This window comes from Deferrisoma camini S3R1 (assembly GCF_000526155.1).
In the GTDB taxonomy this organism is placed as follows: Bacteria; Desulfobacterota; Deferrisomatia; order Deferrisomatales; family Deferrisomataceae; genus Deferrisoma; species Deferrisoma camini.
Genome location: NZ_JAFN01000001.1, coordinates 2,133,571 through 2,151,898 on the forward strand (window position 1 = coordinate 2,133,571; position 18,328 = coordinate 2,151,898).

Sequence of the window (18,328 nt, forward strand, 5' to 3'; positions counted from 1 at the left end):
CGGCTCAGGGGCTTCCCAGCTCTTACGCCGCCCAGCGGGCCGAAGGCCCAAAGCCTCAGATGGGCAGCTTCGCCACCAGCCCCTTCACGGCCTCGGCCGAGCGGTCCAGGGCGGCCTTCTCGTCGGGGGTGAGGTCGATCTCGAACACCTTCTCCACCCCGCCCTCGCCCAGGAGCACCGGCACGCCCAGGTAGATGCCCTGGTAGCCGTACTCGCCCTCCAGGTAGGCGGCGCAGGGGAGCACCCGCTTCTGGTCCTTCAGGATCGCCTCGGCCATCTGCACGGCCGACGCCGAGGGCGCGAAGAAGGCGCTGCCGGTCTTGAGGTAGTTGACGATCTCGGCTCCGCCGTTGCGGGTGCGCTCGATCAGGGCCTCGATCCGCTCCGGGGGCAGCAGCGACTGGAGCGGGATGCCGCCCACGCTGCAGTACCGGGCCAGGGGCACCATGGAGTCGCCGTGGCCGCCCAGCACGAAGGCCTGCACGTCCTCCACGCTCACCCCCAGCTCCAGGCTCACGAAGGTGCGGAACCGGGCCGTGTCCAGGATGCCGGCCATGCCCACCACCCGCTCCTTGGGGAAGCCGCTCACCTTCAGCGCGGTGTAGGCCATGGCGTCCAGGGGGTTCGACACCACGATGATCACCGCGTTGGGGGAGCGGGGGGCCACCTGCTCGGTCACGCTCTTGACGATCTGGAAGTTCTTGAGCAGCAGGTCGTCCCGGCTCATGCCGGGCTTGCGGGGCAGACCGGCGGTGATGATCACCACGTCCGAGCCGGCGGTCTCGTCGTAGCCGTTGGTGCCCACCACGTTCACGTTGAACCCCTCCACCGGGCTCGCCTGGAGCAGGTCCAGCGCCTTGCCCTGGGGCACCCCCTCCACGATGTCCACCAGGACCACGTCCCCCAGCTCCTTGGCCGCCGCCCAGTGGGCCGCGGTGGCCCCCACGAACCCTGCGCCCACCACCGTGATCTTGTTCCTGGCCATGGCTCATCCTCCCGTTTCCCGTTCGTGCACAAGTTGCTCCCGGACCGGCGGAGAACGCCGGTCCACCAAGGGCCGGCATCCTAGCACCCGCCCCGTTTTTCAGCAACGCTAAAAGCGTTGGAGTATGGCTAAAGAGGGCGGCGGTTGGCCGCTGACCGTGGGTCGTCGGTTTGGGGTCCCGCTCCGGCGGGCGGCCCCGGCCGTGCAGCCTTCTTGACGCGGCCCGCCCAGGGCCGCATTGTTTGGGCGCACCACAGGACCGATCCGCGCGCGGAGGGGAGGTCATGAGACGAATCGTGGTCGGAATCACCGGTGCAAGCGGGGTGGTGTACGGGGTGCGCCTCCTCCAGGTGCTGCGGCAGATGCCGGCCGTGGAGACCCACCTGATCCTGTCGGCCGCGGCCCGCCAGACCCTGGTGCTGGAGACCGAGTGGGCCCCCGAAACGGTGGAAGCCTTGGCCGACCGGGCGTATGATCCGGGAGACCTGGCCGCGCCGATCGCGAGCGGCTCGGTTCCCACGGCCGGCATGGTCGTGGCGCCGTGCTCCATGAAGACCCTGTCGGCCATCGCCCACTCGTACGCCGACAACCTGATCGTGCGGGCCGCCGACGTGACCCTGAAGGAGCGCCGGCCCCTGGTGCTGGTGCCCCGGGAGACCCCCTTGCACAAGGGCCACCTGGAGCTGATGCTCCGGGCCGCCGACCTGGGCGCGGCCCTGGTGCCACCGATGGTGGCCTTCTATCATCGGCCCACCACCATCGACGAGGTGGTGGACCACACCGTGGGCAAGGTGCTCGAACTCCTGGGGCTGGAGCACCAGCTCTACCGGCGTTGGCACGAGACCTGATGCCGAGCTGCCATCCATGGATACGCATCCTGGGGCGGGGCGGGGGACCTGCCGGAGGGCCGGGCGCGGCCCCTTCGTTCGCCGCGCAGCGCCTCTGACGCTCGGAGCGCGAAATGGCTGGAACTCCATCGAGCCGTCATGAAACCAGCTCTTCGATCCCGTGCCTGCGCGGCGAATCTCATGCTCGGCTTTGCGTCCGGCCGGAGGCAGGTCCCCCGCCCCGCCCTCCGAGGTGACGCGCCTAATTTGTTGCCGGGTCAATGGTATCATCCCAACGGAGCACCGTTATGCCCAAGCCCTGGCCCGTGGAGGAGCGAACCCTGGAAGGGGACTTCCGGATCTTTCGGCTGGTGCGCGAGCGGGCCCGCAGCCCCCGCACCGGCGCGGCCCACGACTTCTTCGTGCTGGAGACCGGCGACTGGGTGAACGTGATCCCGGTGACCGCCGACGGCCAGGTGGTGATGGTGCGCCAGTACCGGCACGGGGTGAAGCGGGTCACCCTGGAGATCCCGGGCGGGCTGGTGGACGACGGCGAGGATCCGGCCGCGGCCGCGGCCCGGGAGCTGGAGGAGGAGACCGGGTACCGGCCGGAGCGGGTGATCCACCTGGGCTCGGTGGACGCCCAGCCGGCCCTGCAGAACAACCGGTGCCACACCTACCTGGCCCTGGACGCCGTTCGGGTGGCCGACCCCGCGCCCGATGCGGGCGAGGACCTGCGGGTGGTGCTGGTTCCCTTGGACGAGGTGCCCCGCCGGATCGCTGAGGGCGAGATCACCCACGCCCACGTACTGGCCGCGTTCTACTGGTACGAGCTGTGGAAGCGCCGGCCCGGGACGTGAGCTCCGGGCCGGTGCGGGTCGGCCTGTTCTGGCACTCCCGCACCGGCACCACCCGGGCCGCCGTGGAGATGCTGCAGACCGGGCTCACCGCCCGGGGCGCGCGCCCCCGGCTCGCGGAGATCCGGCCCCGGTGGGACCTGCCCTATCCCCTTTGGCTCGCACTGTCGTTCGTGCCCGGCATCCGGTTCCCCCTGCGGCCCGTGCCCTTCCCCCCCACGGCCTTCGACCGGGCGGTGCTCGCGTTCCCCAAGTGGACCTTCGCGCACCCGCCGGTGAACGCGTTCCTGGCCCGGTGGGCCCGCTCGCTCCCGCCTACCGGACTGCTGGTGACCTGCGGAGGATGGGATCAGGATCGGTACCTGGAGGGCTACCGGAGGCGGCTGGAGCGCTCTGGGGTAGAGGTGCGGGCCACATTGGCGGTCAAGAAAAAGGACCTTCCCACCCCCGCCACCCAGGAGGCCCTGGCCCGGTTCGCCGACAGCCTGCTCTGAGCCTGGACCCCTCGCCGGGGGGAGCGCGACGCCCGAGCAGCGAGGGCCGCCCCCCTCACCGTCCGACCCACAGGGGCAGGCTCAGCTCGCGGACCCCGGAGCCGTCCGGCGGGAAGTAGCGGATCACGGCCGTGTACGAGCCCGGCGGCAGGGGCTGGCCCAGGGTGTCGCGCACCTCCCACACGAAGTTGCGTGAGTCGCCCGGCTCCAGGTGGACCATGGCCTGGGCCACCATCTGGGGCCGGAACACCACCCGGCCGGCGTCGTCGCGCACCTCGATGGGGTAGGGGTCGGGCAGGTCGATCGGGGCCCGGGCCTCCACCCGGAACGTGACCCTCCTGCTGGGGCCCGGGGGGGCAGTCCAGGCACTGCCACACGGCGAAAGCGTCCGCCCCCTCCTGGGAAGCCGGGTCGCTTCCGGCCTGGGGGGGCGGCAGGCCCACCCGCCGGGCCACGCCGTCTTTCTGGCGCAGAACCGTCCGGAGCGCCTCCCGGTCCACCCGATCCGTGACTCCGGCTTCCTGGAGAGCCTGCCACACCTCTTTTTCCGTGGGAAACCCCAGGCCGTACACGTCGGGGTGGGCCTCGGCCCACACCTCGCCCTCGGGGGTCACGGCCAGCTTCACCGGCAGGTAGGCGATCTCGACCCGGGTGCCCCGGGTGGCCAGACCGAACAGCTCGTCGATGTCGCCGTCGCGGGCCCGGATGCACCCGTGGCTCAGAAACTGCCCCACCGAGGTGGGGAACGGGGTGCCGTGGACCCCGTAGCCCCACACGGACAGCTGGATCCAGTAACGGCCCAGGGGGTTGTCCGGGCCGGGGGGCACCTTCTGCCGGACCACCCGGTTCTCCCGCCGCATCTCCTCCTGGATCGACGGGGGCACCTCCCAGGTGGGGTTCTCCTCCCGGAACAGGATCCGGAACGACCCCAGCGGCGTGGGCCACGCCGGCCGACCCAGCCCCACGGGATACCGGGCCGTCACCCGACCGTCCTCGAACACGTACAGGGTGGCCTCAGGCACGTTGATCACCCACCCGTCGTCCGCGAGCGCGGGCACCACCCGCCGGGTGTCCACCCGAAGCTCCTGGCCCGGGTAGATCCGGTCCGGGTCCTGGATCCCGTTCTCCCGGGCCAGGGTCGTCCAGGGGACCCCCACCCGCGACGCGATCCCCACCAGGGTATCGCCGGGCCGGACCTCCACCGTTCGCAGCTCACCCGCCACCTGGCGAAACACCCCCAGCCGCGGGCCACCGGTGGGGAGGTCGTGGGCGTCGGCGACGGCTGCAGCCAGCAGGAGCGGCGTGAGAAGAAGCGACCAACGAAGCATGGGAGAGCCTTTCTCGGGGGAGGCCTCCCCATTGTACCCATTCGCGGGCGCGGAGCAACCGGTGTGAGAGCCTACCTCTTAGGGGCGGGCGTCCTGTGGGATCGTAAACTCCCAGGCGCACCAAAACTCGTCGGGATGCTCGTCCGGCGGGCAAGCGATGCACCGGGTGCGGATCCTCGGATCGACCGTCCGGGCGAACTCGGCGTATTCCACGATACCCACGGACTTGCAGGGGAAATCCGGAAGCCCCTTCCGCTTCCGGGCCGACTGGACCCGGCAGTCCAGCATCCGGAACACGGCCCTCCGCTCGGAGACCTCGACCGTCTCCTGCAGGTTCAGCCGCGCGTAGAACCTGTGATTCAGGCACTCCACCAACGCCGGGATCCCCCCGCCCGGCTTCATCCCCAACCGCTCCATGATCCGCCGGGCCTCGATCACGGTGAACCGCTCCCACGCAGCCCGGTCCGCCTCGATCGCCGCCTCCATTCCGTGGGCCTTCTCCACCGCCTGGAACCACAGGCCGTCGTGGGCGAGCCAGTTCTTGGCATCGTCGATCAGCATCCGGATCAACTCCTCCTTGCTCAGGTCGTAGAGCATCCGGATGCCTTCGTTCCCCTTCTGCTTCGCCTCCATGGACTCCTCCCTACACGATTCGAAAAGAAAACGAAGGGGCGGGCTCTCATACCAAGTTGCGATCAAAGCTATCGGCCCCCTGAGCAGAGGGGGCAAGGGACCTGCCGGAGAGCCGGGTGCGGCTCCTTAGCCCGCCGCGCAGCGCCTTCGGCGTTCGAGCCACGAAATGGCTTGCATTTCCAGCAGTTGGAATGAAACAAATTCCCCCGTTCCGTGCCTGCGCGGCGGATCTCAATGCCCGGCTTCGCACCCGGCCGGAGGCAGGTCCCTTGCCCCGCCCCCCGAGGGCTCTCGGTTTAAACGCAAGTTGGTCTCACGCCCCCGGACAGTGGTGCTCCCATCCGAGCAGTTGGGCCGCCCCCGCGATGCCGACCCCGTACGAGATGACCCTCACCCCGGGGGGCAGGGAGCCCTCGATCCGGTCCCATACCCCCTGCACCAGCCCCCCCGCCCCCACCAGAACCGTGCGGCACCGGCGGACGGCCTCCGGGGCATCGGTCAGGGAGGACCGCTCTCCCAGGCACAAAACCGGCCGCACGGCACACAGGGCGTCGTACAGGCAGCTGTGGTGGCCAACGAGGCAGGCGCAGGGCGGCTCCCCCTCGGATCCAAACCGTTCCACGAACCGGTCCGCGCAGACAGCGGTGCCCCGGGTGGCGCACAGGCGGGGCCCCGTCTCGAGCTCCCCGGCCCATGCCAGGTACGCGTTCGCGGCCGCCAGGAGCCGGGCCCTGTCCGCCGGGCACCCGGCCGGCGATCGAACGAGATCGGCCAGCTTCCCCGCGTAGCGAGCGGCCAGGGGCGAGATGCACCACCCCTCCGCCCGCCCCACTCGGGCCCGCAGCACGAAACGAGCCGGTCCCGGCCCAAGACAGGCGATGCCGGGCCAACGGTCGGAGGCGGTCTCCACCTGGACCACGGCCCCCTCGTGGCCGCTGCGCGCCAAGCGCTCGCCGAGCCGCCTCCGGATCGCCGCGACGATGCCGTTGGGCTCATCCATCCGGCGCTTCATAGGGCCACCCCACGACACCCCCTTCCAGGTACGAGGCGTTCTCGAACCCCAGCCCGTCCAGGATCCGCTGCCCTTCGTAGCCCCGCAGCCCGATCTTGCACAGGAGCACCACCGGCCGGTCACGGGGCAGGTCCTCGGCGCGGCGGCGAAGCTGCCCCAGCGGGATCAAAGTGGCGTTGCCGAACGGCAGGGCCTCGTGCTCGGCCGGGCTCCGCACGTCCACCAGCAGGGGGGCCGCGCCCTCCCCCTGCCACTGCCGGAGCTCGTCGGGCCGCACCCCCCGGGCCCGGCCGTCCAGCTTGTTCCGGACGGCGTTGGCCGCCACGAGCAAGGGGTCCATCGGGGGGGAGTAGGGGGGCGCGTACACGAGGTCCAGGTTGGCCACCTGGTCCACGGTCATGCCGGCCGTCACGGCGGCCACGGCCGCGTCCACCCGCCGGGCCACGTCGCCGCGGCCCACGGCCTGCACTCCGAGCAACCGGCGGGATCCCCGGTCCGCGATCATCTTGACCAGGATGGGGGCGGCGCCGGGCATGAAGTGGGGCTTGTCCGGCCCGGCCACCAGCGCGACCACGGGGTCGAACCCGGCCTCGCGGGCCTCGGCCTCCCCTAGGCCCGTGCGGGCCGCGGTGAGCTCGAAGAACCGCATGACCAGCGACCCGGCCACCCCGGGGAACGTGTCCACGTCGCCCAGCACCGCGTTGGTGCCGGCCACCCGGCCCTCCTTGTTGGCCGTGGACCCCAAGGGGATCCAGCAGGGCCTGCCCGTAACCAGGTGACGCTTCTCGGCGCAGTCGCCTGCCGCGTAGATGCTGGGGTCCGAGGTCCGCAGGTGCTCGTCCACCCAGATCGCGCCGGTGGGACCGATCTCCAGGCCGGCGGCCCGGGCCAGGTCCACCTCGGGCCGCACCCCGGTGGCCACCAGGACCAGGTCGGCGCGGATCGTCTCGTCCGGCAACCGAAGGCCCACCGCGCGACCGTCCTCCACGACCACCTCGCGCACCCCGACCCCGGTGAGGACCCGGATCCCCTTGGACCGGGCGTGCTTCTCCAGGTGGGCCGCGACCTCCGGGTCCGCGTTGGGCAGGACCCGGGGCAGGCGTTCCACCACCGTGACCTCCTCGCCCCGCTCTTGCAGGGCCTCGGCGGTCTCCAAGCCGATCAGGCCCGCCCCGATCACGGCCACCCGGAGCGGCCGGGCCTTCTCGTCCCCGGCCAGGTCCCGTTCCTTCAGGAGATCGGCGATCTGGTCCAGTGCGGCGCGGAACCGTCGGGCGTCCGAGTAGGTCTTCAGCCGGAACACGTTGGGCGCGTCGAGGCCCCGGATCGGGGGCGCCGTCGCCCGGGCTCCGGTGGCCAGGATCAGCCGGTCGTAGGGCAGGGTGCGGGCCTCACCGGTGTCCAGCGAGCGAACCACCACCTCCCGGTGGTCCCGCCGAATCTCCACGGCCTCGGTGCGGGTCAGGAGCCGAACGTCCTTGACCTGCTCGAAGAACCGGGGATCGCGCACCACGCCCGAGGGGGTCTCCATGAGCTCCTCGATCCGGGCCACACCGCCGCCCACGTAGTAGGGGAAGCCGCACGCGCCGTAGCTGGCGTGGGCGTCCCGCTCCACCACCGTGATCTCGGCCGCGGGGTCCAGCCGCCGAGCCCGGGCCGCCGCCTTGGGGCCCGCGGCAACTCCACCGATCACGACGATCCGTCTTGCCATGGCAACTCCTCCCAAAACGAAACACGGGCATCTCTTCCAGGGCGTGGGCGCCTTTCGTATGCACCCAGCACCTGGATGAGATGCCCGCCTTCGAAAAAAGTCACAAAAAAGAGGGAAAAACAGGGTCGCGGACTACCTCCCCTCGTCCACCTCCTCCAGGCCCGGGCCGTCGCCCGCCAGGGCCACGGCCTCGATCTCCACCCGGGCTCCCTTGGGAAGCGCGGCCACCTCCACCGCGGCCCGGGCCGGCGGCACATCGTCGAAGAACCCGGCGTACACCCGGTTCATGGCCGCGAAGTCGCCCATGTCGGCCAGGAACACCGTGGTCTTCACCACCCGGTCGAGCCCGCTTCCGGCCGCCTCGAGCACGGCCTTCAGGTTCTCGAGCACCTGCCGGGTCTGGGTCGCCACATCCTCCTCCACCATCTCGCCGGTGGCCGGGTCGAGGGGGATCTGGCCCGAGCAGAACACGAACCCCCCGGCCACCACGGCCTGGCTGTACGGTCCGATCGCCTGGGGCGCGTTGTCGGTCGTCACCGCTCGCTTCATGGCGTCACCTCCGGTGGGGGTTAGAAGGCGGGGGAAAGCCTCAAGCAAAACCCGTTCGTCGCGGGTCGTTCGTCGTCGACCACCGGCCCGCGACGGAACCCGAAGACCGGCGACCGTGGACCGAAGGCCGCCGACCGAACTCTACGTCTTCACCCGGGTCACCCGCTGGACCCCCTTGATCGACAGGATCGAGCTCAGGACCTTCTGGAGCCGCTCCAGGTCCTCCACCAGGATCTCGAACCGGCACACGGCCTGGCCGGCCGCCCAGGTGGAGACCTGGGCCCGGGCTACGTTCACGTCGTGCTCGGCCAACAGGTTGGTGATCTCCGCCAGGATCCCCCTGCGGTCCTCGCAGTCCACCCGGATCTTCACCGGGTGCACCGCTCCCTTGCCGCTCCCCCACTCCACGGGCACCCGCCGAGCAGGGTCCAGGCGCCGCACGTTGGGGCAGTCGGCCGTGTGCACGGTCATGCCCTGGCCCCGGGTCACGAACCCCACGATCGGGTCGCCCGGCAGGGGATGGCAGCACCGCGCAAACCGAACCAGGGCGTCGCCCACCCCCTCGATCACGATACCGCTGGTGGTCCGGGGGGGCTTGCGGGGCCGTTTCGGGGGGGCCTCACGCTCCTCCAGGTCCGGGTAGATCTTGCCCAGGACCTGCCGGGCCGAGATCTTGCCGTACCCAACGGCCTCCAGCAGCTCCTCGGCCTTGTTCAGGCCGAAGCCCTTGGCGGCCCGTTCCATCTCCCCCGACTTCAGGGCCTTGGACAGGCTCTTGTCGAACTTGCGGAACTCCCGTTCGCAGATCTCTCGGCCCAGCTCGGTGGACCGGGCCCGTTGCCGGGCCTTGATCCAGGCCCGGATCTTGTTGCGGGCCTTCGAGGTCTTGACGAACTCGAGCCAGTCCGGGCTTGGGGTGTGGTGCTTGGAGGTGATCACCTCCACCCGGTCGCCGTTTCGCAGCTCGTGGCTCAAGGGCACCATGCGGCCGTTCACCTTGGCCCCCACGCACTGCTCCCCCACCTTGGAGTGGATGGCGTAGGCGAAGTCCACGGGCGTGGCGCCCCGGGGCAGCTCGATCAGGTCCCCGGCCGGGGTGAACACGTACACCACCTCGGGGAACCAGTCGCCCTTGACGCTCTCGAGGAACTCCTGGGGATCCTGGATCTCCTTGTGGGCCTCGACCAGCTTGCGCAGCCACTCGAACACCCGGTCCATGGGGTCGGCCTCGCTGCGCTTCTCCTTGTAGCGCCAGTGGGCCGCGATCCCCTCCTCCGCGATCCGGTGCATCTCCTCGGTGCGGATCTGGACCTCCATGGGCTGGCCGCCGGGGCCGATGACCGTAGTGTGGAGGGACTGGTACAGGTTGGGCTTGGGCAGGGCGATGTAGTCCTTGAACCGACCCGGCACGGGCTTCCACTCGGCGTGGATCGCGCCCAGGATGGCGTAGCAGTCCTGTACCGTCCGGGTGATGATCCGGAACGCGACCAGGTCGTACACCTTGTCCAGGGGGATCCCCTGGTCCTGCATCTTCCGGTGGATCGAGAACAGGTGCTTCGGCCGGCCGCTGACCCGGCCCGGCAGCTCGTGGCGCTCCAGCAGCCGGGCGAGCCGGTCCTTGACCTCCTCGATGTAGGCCTCCCGCTCGGCCAACCGGCGGCGCACCCCTTCCTCCAGCTCGGCCCAGGTCTCGGGGTGGGCGTACCGAAACCCCAGGTCCTCCAGCTCGCTCTTGATCCGGTGGATGCCGAGCCGGTTGGCCAGGGGGGCGTAGATGTCGAGGGTCTCCTGGGCCAGCACCAGGCGTTCGGGAGGGGGCCGCGCTTCCAGTGTACGCATCACCTGGAGCCGGTCGGCCAGCTTCACGAGCACCACCCGCACGTCCTGGGCCATGGCCAGGATCAGGCGGCGGAACCGTTCGGCCTGCTCCTTCTTGCGGGAGGTGTACCGGACCGCGGACACCCGGGCCAGGCCCTGGAGCACCGACGCCACCTCGTCGCCGAAGTGGGAGCGCACCTGCTCCGGGTCGCTCACCGCCTCCTCCACCACGTCGTGGAGCAGGCCGCAGGCCAGGGTGACCTCGTCCAGGTTCAGCTCGGCGAGAATCCGGGCGACCGCCAGGGAGTGTTGGAGGGTGGGGTCCTGGGAAGATTCGGCCGCCCCCCCGTGGACCTTGGCCGCAAACAGATAGGCCTTCTGGATGAGGTCGAGGTTCGCCCCCGGGTGGAGGGCCTCGACCTCCTCGAGAAGTTCGGAGATGCGCAGCATCAGCCGGCGGGTGCCGACTCCCCCCGCGTCTAGGGAGCCCGGCGGGGGATCTGGCGCATGCGCACCGTGACCTTGCCCTCGGCGATCTCCCGGAGGGCCGTGACCACGATCTTGTTCTTGGTCTCCACCAGGGGCGGGGCCGACTCCAGCAGCTGCTTCACCCGCTGGGCCGCCGCCATGGCGAGCTCGAACCGGTTGGGGACCTTTTCCAAGCAGTCTTCTACGGTAACGCGTGCCATGTGTTCCACTCCTTCGGGGTAACTTCGGTCGTTGGTCGTCGGTCAGGGGCCTTCGGCCCGCTAGGCGGCTTGGCTGCTAGGCCGCTAGGCGGCCGGGCCGCTTCCCCGAACCGCCGCCAAACGCTCGGTGGGGCATGGGGTCTGATTCTAATCCCCCCCCAGTAACGCCGCCAGAGCCGCCTGCTGACGGACCGGCCGGCACCGCTCGGCCCGCACCACAGCCTTCAGGTCCTCGAGGCACCGGCCCATGTCGTCGTTCACCACCACGTAGTGGTACCGTGGCGCCTCGGCCACCTCCTGCCGGGCATTGGCCAGCCGTCGAGCGATCACCTCGGGGTCGTCCTGTCCCCGGGCCTTCAGACGCCGCTCCAGCTCCTCCCACGAGGGGGGCAGCACGAACACCAGCACCGCGTGGGGCAGCCTCTGGGCCACCTGGAGGGCGCCCTGCACGTCGATGTCCAGCACTAGGTCCTGCCCGGCCTCGGCCGCGGTCCGCAGCTCGGTCAGGGCCGTGCCGTAGAGGTTGCCGTGCACCTCGGCCCACTCGGCGAACTCGCCCCGGTCCCGCATGGCCTCGAAGGTGGCCCGGTCCACGAAGTGGTACTCCACCCCGTCGCGCTCTCCCGGTCGGGGCGGCCGGGTCGTGTGGGACACGCTGTAGCCCAGCTCGGGCATCGCCTCCCGGAGCCGGCGGATCAGGGTGGACTTGCCGGCGCCCGAAGGCGCGGAGATCACCAGCACCAACCCCTGCCGCACGGCCTACTCCCACTCGATGGTGGCCGGCGGCTTGGACGAGATGTCGTAGACCACCCGGTTGACCCCGTCCACCTCGTTGATGATCCGGTTCGAGATCCGACCGAGCAGCTCGTAGGGCAGCCGGGACCAGTCCGCGGTCATGCCGTCCACCGAGTTCACCGACCGCACCGCCACCACGTGCTCGTAGGTGCGCTCGTCGCCCATCACCCCCACGGTCTTCACCGGCAGCAGCACGCAGAACGCCTGCCACACGCTCCGGTGCACCCCTTCCCGGACGATCTCCTCGCGCACGATGGCGTCGGCCTCTCGGAGCACGTCGAGCCGCTCCCGGGTCACCTCGCCCAGGATCCGGATGGCCAGGCCCGGCCCGGGGAACGGATGGCGCTCGATGATCTCCTCGGGCAGGCCCAGCTCCCGGCCCACCTCCCGCACCTCGTCCTTGAACAACTCGCGCAGGGGCTCCACCAGCTTCAGGTTCATCCGCTCGGGCAGCCCCCCCACGTTGTGGTGGCTCTTGATCGTGGCCGAGGGCCCCTTGAACGAGACGCTCTCGATCACGTCGGGGTACAGGGTGCCCTGGGCCAGGAACTCCACGTCGCCGAGCTTGCGGGCCTCGCGCTCGAACAGGTAGATGAACTCGTTGCCGATGATCTTGCGCTTCTGCTCCGGGTCGGTCACGCCCTCGAGCTTCTCGAGGAACAGGTCCGCCGCGTCCACGTGGAGCAGGTTCAGGTGGAAGTGGTCCCGGAAGGTGCGCACCACCTTCTCGGCCTCTCCCTTCCGGAGGAGCCCGTTGTCCACGAAGATGCAGGTAAGCCGGTCGCCCAGGGCCCGGTGCAGCAGCAGGGCCACCACCGACGAGTCCACCCCCCCCGACAGGGCGCAGATGACCCGCCGGTCGCCCACGGTCTCGCGGATCTCGCGCACCGTGGCCTCGATGAACGACCCCATGGTCCAGCTGGGCTCGCACCCGCACACATCGAACAGGAAGGCCTCGAGCATCTCCGAGCCCCGGGGGGTGTGGACCACCTCGGGGTGGAACTGCACCCCGTACCAGGGCCGGTTCTCGTGGCCCATGGCCGCCACCGGGCTGTTCTCGGTGTGGGCCAGGGCCCGGAAGCCGGGGGGCATGGCCTCGATCCGGTCGGCGTGGCTCATCCACACCGGCAGGGTCTCGCCGGGGCGGAACCCGGTGAGCGGGCCCCGGGCCTCGTCCACCGTGATGTGGGCCAGGCCGTACTCGCGCTTGAGCCCTCGGGCCACCCGCCCGCCCAGCAGGTGGGTCATGAGCTGCATGCCGTAGCAGATGCCCAGCACCGGCACCCCCAGCTCGAACACCTCGGCCGACACCCTGGGGGCCTCGGGGTCGTACACGCTGGCCGGGCCACCCGAGAGCACGATGCCCTGGGGCGCGAGGGAGCGGATGCGGTCGATCCCCACGGTGCACGGGTGGATCTCGCAGTACACCCGGCTCTCCCGGATACGGCGGGCGATCAGTTGGGTGTACTGGGACCCGAAATCCAGGATCAGGATCTTCTGGTCGTGATGCACGGGCTTTCCTCTGCCTCGGGCTGGGCGGCGGGGCCGCGATGGGTCCGGGAACACCGGAAGGCGGGCCTCAGGCCGGCTCCACCCGGTAGTTGGGGGCTTCCTTGGTGATGATCACGTCGTGCACGTGGCTCTCGCGCAGGCCCGCCGGGGTGATCCGGACGAACCGGGCCTTCCGACGCAGCTCCTCGATGGTGGAGCAGCCGGTGTAGCCCATGCCGGCCCGGAGCCCGCCCACCAGCTGGAGCACGTTGGCCGACAGGGGCCCGCGGTAGGGCACCCGCCCCTCGATCCCTTCGGGAACCAGCTCGGACTCGTCGCGGATGCCCTGGAAGTACCGGTCGCGACTGCCCTTTTTCATGGCGCCCAGGGACCCCATGCCCCGGTACACCTTGTAGGACCTGCCCTGATACAGGATCAGCTCGCCCGGGCTCTCCTCGGTGCCGGCCAGGAGGCTGCCGATCATCACCGACGACGCGCCGGCCGCGATGGCCTTGGTGATGTCGCCCGAGTACTTCACCCCGCCGTCCGCGACCACCGGGATGCCGTGCCGGTCGGCCACCCGGGCCGCCTCGGCCACGGCCGTGATCTGGGGCACGCCGGCGCCGGCCACCACCCGGGTGGTGCAGATGGAGCCGGGCCCCACGCCCACCTTGACCGCGTCGGCCCCGGCCCGGATCAGGGCCTCGGCCCCCTCGGCCGTGGCCACGTTGCCCGCGACCACCTGGGCCTCGGGCCACTGGGCCTTGATGGCCCGCACGGCCTCCACCACCATCTTCGAGTGGCCGTGGGCCGTGTCCACCGCGATCACGTCGCAGCCCTGGGCGAGCAGGGCCTCGACCCGGGCGTCCCGGTCCGCCCCCACCCCCACGGCCGCGCCGACCCGCAGCCGGCCCATCTCGTCCTTGCACGAGTTGGGGTACTTGCGGGCCTTCTCGATGTCCTTGATCGTGATCAGCCCCCGCAGCACGAACTTCTCGTCCACCACCGGCAGCTTCTCGATCCGGTGCTCGTGGAGGAGCTCCTTGGCCTGCTCCAGGGTGGTGCCCGGCGGCACCGTGACCAGCCCATCGCGGGTCATCACCTCGCGCACGGGCCGCTCCAGGTTCCTCTCGAACCGCAGGTCCCGGTTGGTCAGGATGCCCAGCAGGCGGCCGTCGTCGTCGGTGATCGGCACCCCGCTGATCCGGTACCGGGCCATCAGCTCCAAGGCCTCGGCCACCTTCTGGTCCGGCCCCATGGTGATCGGGTCCACGATCATGCCGGCCTCGGACTTCTTCACCTTGTCCACCTCGGCCGCCTGCTCCTCCACCGTGAGGTTCCGGTGGATGATGCCGATGCCCCCCTCCTGGGCCATGGCGATGGCGGTCCGGGCCTCGGTCACCGTGTCCATGGCCGCGCTCAGCAGGGGCACGTTGAGTCGGATCTTCGGGGTCAGCCACGTGCTCACGTCCACCTGGTCGGGCAGCACGGCCGACTCGGCCGGAAGGAGGAGCACATCGTCGAAGGTGAGTCCGAAGGGGATCTTCTCTTCCAGCATGGCGCCTCCGGCACGGTGGGGGTGTGGGGGGAGGAGGAAAAGAATCGGTAAGGATAGGCGACGTCCGGAAGCCGGGTCAAGCCGGCTGCGTCACATCCCCCGCTCCGACCGGATGCGGTCGTAAGCCTCCTGGATCTCCAGGAACTTCCGGTGGGCCAGTTCCCGGAACTCGTCGCCCAGGTGGGCCACCCGGTCCGGGTGGTACTTCTTGGCCAGCTCCCGGTAGGCCCGCTTGATCTCCTCGTCCGAGGCGTCCGGGGCCACGCCCAGCACCTCGTAGGCCCGGCCGTTGCCGGCGGCGGCCGCCGTCCGCAGCCCGCTCACGTCGGCCGGGTTCACCCCCAGCCCCGCGATGGCCCGACGGAGCACCGCCTCCTCGGCCGGATGCACGTGGCCGTCGGCCCGGGCCACGTCGATCAGACACTCCACCAGCAGGAGCCGGGTGGCGTAGTCGCACCGGCGGGCCACGTCGCGGCACAGGGCGTCCAGGTCCACGCCCTTTCGGAGGAACTGCTTGATCAGGTCCCGCACGATGTCCAGGGACTCGCCCCGGTAGCCCAGCCGCTCCTCGAAGAACCGCCGGATCGTGCGGACCTCCTCCCGCTTGACCTCGCCGTCGGCGTTGAGCATGGCGGTGAGGATCCCCACCAGGCTCGCCACGAAGTACAGCTCTTCCTGCTGCTGCCGCACCCGCGGGTCGTCGGCCGGGCCCGGTCCCTCCGAGAGCGGAGCGTCCCTCACGTAGTGGCCGATCACCCCGCCGATCACGGCCCCCAGGGGGCCGCCCAGCAGCCACCCGACTCCGGCTCCGATCAGCTTGCCTTGTAACGCCATGGGAGTCTGCTCCGTGGAGAAGGCTGGAAGGCCGGGAGTCGTTCTCAGTCCGGCCCGAGCTCGTGGAGGGCGCTGCCGTCCGACAGGAACACCACCGTGTCGTCCAGCACCACCGGCTGGGAGTGGAGCCCCGGGCCGGGCACGTACCGGGCCTGCACGGCCCCGGTGGCCGGGTCCAGGGCCACGACGGGTCCGTCCGAGAAGCCCACGACCACGGCCCCGGAGGCCAGCACCGGCGCCGTGGCGATGCCCTCGCCCGGCCTCACCCTCCACACGACCGCCCCGTTGTCTCGCCGGAGGGCCACCACCGAGCCGTCGGCCCCGGCCAGATACAGGGTTTCCGCGCCCACGGCGATCCCCGCCGCCGCGCCCACCTCGGCCCGCCACAGCACCTCGCCGGTGGCCGCGTCCAGGGCCACCACCGGGCCGTCGAGGCTCCCGGCGTACACCCGGCCGCCGGCGAACGCCGGCCCGGCCGTGACGTCCCGGAACCCCTTGCCCGAAAGCTCGGCGCGCCAGATCACCCGCCCCACCTCCGGGTCCAGGGCCACCACGGTGCCGTCCCAGAACCCGGCGTACACCCGGCCGTCGCCCAACGCCAGGCCGTGGCCCCGCCACACCGACCGGCTCCGGGGGAACCGCCGGCCGTACTGCCACAGGGGCCGGCCGGTGGACGCCTCCAGGCAGAACACGTTGCCGTCGGCCACGGCCACGTACGCCCGCTGGCCGTCCGACAGCACCCCCGCCACCACTGGGTAGGTGGTCATGAACTCCCAGACCTTCCGCCCCTCGGGGCTCAGGGCGTACACCCAGCCGGCGTCGTCGCCGAACACGAGCACCTCGCCGGTCCAGGCCGCGGTGGAGTACACCCGGCCCCGGGTGGGGAACCGCCACAGGACCTTCCCATCGGCCAGCCGCACCGCGTCGAAGCTGCGGCCCTCGTGACCCACGAACGCGGTGCCGGCCAGCACGACCGGGCTCGCGTAGCCCTCGGGGTGGTAGCCGGGCTCGTCCGTCAGCCGCACGATCTTGCGGAGGTCCCAGCGCGGCGGAACCGCCCGGTCCGTGCGGGACGCCCGCGTCGGGCCGCCCCCCTCCTGGCCCCACTCCACCGGCGTGACCGCAACCGACCCCGCCGGCCCCCGGGGTGCGGCCGCGCACCCGGCCAGCCCCAAGGCCGTTGCCACAAGAACCCAACGGATCACGTCGCGTCTCCTTATAACCTCGGTCGTTGGTCGTCGGTCGTTGGTCGCCGGTCCGGGGACCTCGGCCCGCTTGAAGGCTGGAAAGCCAGGAGGCCAGAAGGCTTGAGAACCCCACGGATTCCCAGACGTTCCAGGAATCACACCATACCTCTTCGCCTCCACCTCACGGTCCGGCGAGCATGGTCTAGTCTCTAGTCTCTAGTTTCTAGTCTCTAGTCTCTAGTCTCTAGCCCGCAGGGGCCTGGTGGGGCCTCCCATCCCGCCAGGCGGGCCATGTTCGCGCGCAGCTCCTCGTACTCGGCCGGGGTCATTCCCGCGCCCAGGGCCACGGTGCGGGCGAACGGCTCGGCGATCAGGTCGCCCGGAGCGTGGGCGTCGGTGTTCAGCACCAGCCGCGCGCCGGTGCGCCGCGCCACGGCCACCACGTGGCCGTTGGCTAGGCTGTGCCCCTTGCGGGCGCTCACCTCCAGGCTTACCCCCCTCTCGGCCGCCATCCGGGCGTCCCCGTCCGCGATCAGGCCGGGGTGGCTCAGGATGTCGGCCCCCGCCTCGATGGCCGCCCGGTTCGTTCCGGGCTCCACCGGCTCCACCGGGCTCTCGCCGTGGACCACCACGATCCGGGCCCCCAGGCGCCGGGCCTCCCCCACGTACCGGCCGATCAAGGCCGGGGGCACGTGGGTCAGCTCGATGGCCGGGATCGCCCGGATCCGGCGGTGGCGGTTGTTCTCCTCGCACGCCCGCACGATCCGGGGCACCACGTGGTCCAGGGTGGACATGTCGGCGTGATCCGCTAACGCCACGGCCCGCAACCCCAGGACCTCGGCCCGCCGCAGCAGCTCCGACGGTAGCAGCTCCCCGTCGGAGAAGAGAGTATGGGTGTGGAGATCGATCATGCGAACGGGGCTCCGATGACAGACCCGGGCCCACGGGGGGAGCCCGGGTCAGGGAAGAGGCGGCTCCTTCGGATCAGTCGGCGGCGTACCGGTTCCAGCGCACGAACTCGTCCCGGGGCTTCCGGGGCGGCACCTTGGCCTCGGCGGCCGGGTAGCCCAGGGGCGTGAGCGCCACCACCTCGACGCCCTCGGGTGCGCCCACCGCCTTGGCGGCCGCGGCCGCGTCGAACAGCCCCACGCACACGGTTCCCAGGCCCTCGGCGTGGGCCGCCAGCATGAAGTTCTCCATGGCCAACGCCACGTCGAACATGAACCAGTCGCCTCGCGGGGTCGCGGCCTTGCCCTTGTAGAACCCGGCCCGGCCGGTCTTGGCGCAGAACGCCACGGACAGGGGCGCCTCGACCATGGCCCGGAACGCGGGGTTCGAGGGCGGCAGGGTCTTCTGGAGCGCCTCTTTCACCTGCGGGTCGGACACCACCACCACCTCGCAGCACTGGGTGTGGGCCCAGCTGGGGGCCCACTGGGCCGCCTCCAGCAGGCGGTCCAGCACCTCCTGGGGAACGGGGTCGGGCTTGTACCGCCGGATCGACCGCCGGCCTCGAATGGCTTCGTACAGTTCCATGGCTCAGCCCTCCTTAACTTCGGTCGT

The 18,328-nt window shown here is 71.0% G+C and carries 17 protein-coding genes; 2 read left to right on the forward strand and 15 right to left on the reverse strand.

Going from position 1 to position 18,328, the window contains the following annotated elements; genetic code table 11:
• Window positions 1-55: 55 nt before the first annotated feature.
• Entirely contained in the window at window positions 56-985 is a 930-nt protein-coding gene (gene mdh, locus DEFCA_RS0109360) for a malate dehydrogenase (protein ID WP_025322766.1), read from the reverse strand.
• Between the two features lie 284 nt (window positions 986-1,269).
• On the opposite strand from mdh, the gene DEFCA_RS0109365 reads away from it, so the two are divergent.
• Together DEFCA_RS0109365 and DEFCA_RS0109370 are read left to right on the forward strand one after the other, a co-directional pair.
• Window positions 1,270-1,833: a UbiX family flavin prenyltransferase gene (locus tag DEFCA_RS0109365; protein WP_025322767.1), complete on the forward strand. Its 564-nt coding sequence runs from the start codon at window positions 1,270-1,272 to the stop codon at window positions 1,831-1,833.
• 287 nt (window positions 1,834-2,120) lie between these two features.
• Window positions 2,121-2,672, forward strand: coding sequence for an NUDIX hydrolase (locus tag DEFCA_RS0109370; RefSeq protein ID WP_025322768.1), 552 nt, complete (start codon window positions 2,121-2,123; stop codon window positions 2,670-2,672).
• Window positions 2,673-3,039: 367 nt separating this feature from the next.
• Here the strand turns inward: DEFCA_RS0109370 and DEFCA_RS21490 are convergent, their stop codons facing one another.
• From DEFCA_RS21490 to DEFCA_RS0109450, 14 genes are all read right to left on the reverse strand, one after another.
• Window positions 3,040-4,491: a L,D-transpeptidase family protein gene (locus DEFCA_RS21490; RefSeq protein WP_084319028.1), complete on the reverse strand. Its 1,452-nt coding sequence runs from the start codon at window positions 4,489-4,491 to the stop codon at window positions 3,040-3,042.
• Between the two features lie 78 nt (window positions 4,492-4,569).
• Entirely contained in the window at window positions 4,570-5,124 is a 555-nt protein-coding gene (locus DEFCA_RS0109390; protein ID WP_025322772.1) for a DUF6125 family protein, read from the reverse strand.
• A gap of 313 nt (window positions 5,125-5,437) precedes the next feature.
• The gene (locus DEFCA_RS22270; protein ID WP_169709527.1) at window positions 5,438-6,124 is read right to left on the reverse strand and encodes a hypothetical protein; all 687 of its coding nucleotides are present in this window, start codon (window positions 6,122-6,124) and stop codon (window positions 5,438-5,440) included.
• Window positions 6,117-7,847 carry an FAD-dependent oxidoreductase gene (locus DEFCA_RS0109400; protein WP_025322774.1) on the reverse strand — a complete coding sequence of 577 codons (1,731 nt, stop codon included), beginning with the start codon at window positions 7,845-7,847 and terminating at the stop codon, window positions 6,117-6,119. Before DEFCA_RS0109400 ends, DEFCA_RS22270 begins: the two co-directional genes overlap by 8 nt.
• A 132-nt stretch (window positions 7,848-7,979) precedes the next feature.
• Window positions 7,980-8,396: a RidA family protein gene (locus DEFCA_RS0109405; protein WP_025322775.1), complete on the reverse strand. Its 417-nt coding sequence runs from the start codon at window positions 8,394-8,396 to the stop codon at window positions 7,980-7,982.
• Between the two features lie 141 nt (window positions 8,397-8,537).
• Window positions 8,538-10,664 (reverse strand): RelA/SpoT family protein, encoded by a 2,127-nt coding sequence (locus DEFCA_RS0109410; protein WP_025322776.1) that lies wholly within the window; start codon window positions 10,662-10,664, stop codon window positions 8,538-8,540.
• A gap of 29 nt (window positions 10,665-10,693) precedes the next feature.
• Window positions 10,694-10,903: a DNA-directed RNA polymerase subunit omega gene (rpoZ, locus tag DEFCA_RS0109415; RefSeq protein ID WP_025322777.1), complete on the reverse strand. Its 210-nt coding sequence runs from the start codon at window positions 10,901-10,903 to the stop codon at window positions 10,694-10,696.
• A 147-nt stretch (window positions 10,904-11,050) separates the two neighbouring features.
• Complete coding sequence (gmk, locus tag DEFCA_RS0109420; RefSeq protein ID WP_025322778.1) at window positions 11,051-11,659, reverse strand: guanylate kinase; 609 nt, start codon at window positions 11,657-11,659, stop codon at window positions 11,051-11,053.
• A gap of 3 nt (window positions 11,660-11,662) precedes the next feature.
• Window positions 11,663-13,210 carry a glutamine-hydrolyzing GMP synthase gene (guaA, locus tag DEFCA_RS0109425; protein WP_025322779.1) on the reverse strand — a complete coding sequence of 516 codons (1,548 nt, stop codon included), beginning with the start codon at window positions 13,208-13,210 and terminating at the stop codon, window positions 11,663-11,665.
• Between the two features lie 67 nt (window positions 13,211-13,277).
• Window positions 13,278-14,747 (reverse strand): IMP dehydrogenase, encoded by a 1,470-nt coding sequence (gene guaB / locus DEFCA_RS0109430; protein ID WP_025322780.1) that lies wholly within the window; start codon window positions 14,745-14,747, stop codon window positions 13,278-13,280.
• A gap of 90 nt (window positions 14,748-14,837) precedes the next feature.
• On the reverse strand, window positions 14,838-15,581 hold the full coding sequence (locus DEFCA_RS24140) for a TerB family tellurite resistance protein (RefSeq protein ID WP_025322781.1): 744 nt from the start codon (window positions 15,579-15,581) through the stop codon (window positions 14,838-14,840).
• A gap of 44 nt (window positions 15,582-15,625) precedes the next feature.
• Window positions 15,626-16,786, reverse strand: coding sequence for an outer membrane protein assembly factor BamB family protein (locus DEFCA_RS0109440; protein WP_025322782.1), 1,161 nt, complete (start codon window positions 16,784-16,786; stop codon window positions 15,626-15,628).
• A gap of 212 nt (window positions 16,787-16,998) precedes the next feature.
• On the reverse strand, window positions 16,999-17,679 hold the full coding sequence (locus tag DEFCA_RS0109445; RefSeq protein ID WP_025322783.1) for a histidinol phosphate phosphatase domain-containing protein: 681 nt from the start codon (window positions 17,677-17,679) through the stop codon (window positions 16,999-17,001).
• 73 nt (window positions 17,680-17,752) lie between these two features.
• The gene (locus DEFCA_RS0109450; protein ID WP_025322784.1) at window positions 17,753-18,301 is read right to left on the reverse strand and encodes a nitroreductase family protein; all 549 of its coding nucleotides are present in this window, start codon (window positions 18,299-18,301) and stop codon (window positions 17,753-17,755) included.
• Window positions 18,302-18,328 lie beyond the last annotated feature (27 nt).